The sequence below is a fragment of the Texas Phoenix palm phytoplasma genome (assembly GCF_005774685.2).
GTDB lineage: Bacteria > Bacillota_I > Bacilli_A > Acholeplasmatales > Acholeplasmataceae > Phytoplasma.
In genome coordinates this window covers 1-1,170 of the sequence record NZ_VBRA02000011.1, presented here as the reverse complement: position 1 = coordinate 1,170, position 1,170 = coordinate 1, and the positions used below count along the sequence as shown (strand labels likewise).

Here is a 1,170-nt window from a genome sequence, read left to right as displayed (position 1 = left end):
CAGCTGCATTGCCAAGGCCAGAAGACTATTTCTCTGCTCAGAGAACAGCACCTATATTTTCGAATGGGGCACTCCCTCATTTTATTTTTTAACATTTTCATTGTTTTTTAATTTTGTTTATGTGCAGAAAAAATAAAATTCAAAATCAATAAATTTACAATTAGTTATCACTCTCCTATGCTTCATGAAATAGCACTATTCCTCTTTGATACTCATAGCCCTTTCACCCAAGAGTTGTACCTCTAAAATAATTCATTTATAACATTTCTAAATCCGAATCTCAAAACAGGATTAAACCAATATTATCTTGAGAATTAGCACTGGTGTTAAGAAATTTGTTTTTAATACTATTCCTGCCTGTTTTTCTTGTTATTTAAATTATGAATATCTTCTTTTAATTTTTATATAAGAATTTATTCTTCTTTTTCGTTAAAAATTTCAAAACATCTTCGAACTATAATAAACCATTCTTTTCTAATGATGACATAAGTTTGCCAGATACGAATGTTTGTGGGTGCCATCCAGACGTTATTTTCATCTTGATCTTTAGAATAAAATAAATTTAATTCTGAACCACATTTTAAAAATCTTTTACAAGGTTCAAATGTAAATTTATTTTATTCTAAAGATCAAGATGAAATGTTAGCGTCTTGGTTATTTTTGAAACATTTAATATCTGAACAAACTTATAATAAAATCATTGAAGAAAAAGGTGGTTTGATTATAGTTCGAAAAGATGTTTTGAAATTTTTTAACGAAAAAAAAGAAGAAATAAATTCTTATATAAAAAAATTAAAAGAAGATATTCATAATAATTTAAATAATAAAGAAAAAGTAAATGAATTGGGAATTGAATTGTTAAAAAATAAATTTCTAATAGATTTTGCTTTACCGGTTGCTAATTCTCAAGATAATATTGGTTTTTTTACTAATCCTGTTTTTGAAAATTCTAGTTTTTTTAGAAATGTTATAAATGAATTATTTTTAGAAATTTTAACTCTTGAATTGAAAGAATATGAATTATCAAAGAGAGTAGATTATTTATTTCATGAAGCTTATAGGAGGATGATAACTAATTAGTAAATTTATTGATTTTTTGAATTTTTTTTATTTTTTTTCACACATATAAACAAAATTAAAAAAAATTTTAATTATAAAGAGAAGGAAAAT

Annotated in this window: 1 protein-coding gene; it reads left to right on the top strand. The window is 23.8% G+C overall.

The window, feature by feature from the left end; all coding sequences use genetic code 11:
* The first annotated feature begins 639 nt into the window (after positions 1–639).
* Complete coding sequence (locus tag FEF22_RS02020) at positions 640–1,080, top strand: hypothetical protein (protein ID WP_210352285.1); 441 nt, start codon at positions 640–642, stop codon at positions 1,078–1,080.
* Positions 1,081–1,170: the final 90 nt, after the last annotated feature.

Bases quoted from the DNA above. Each gene is read 5' to 3' on its own strand.
- FEF22_RS02020 (WP_210352285.1), top strand. From the start codon at position 640: ATGTTAGCGTCTTGGTTATTTTTGAAACATTTAATATCTGAACAAACT.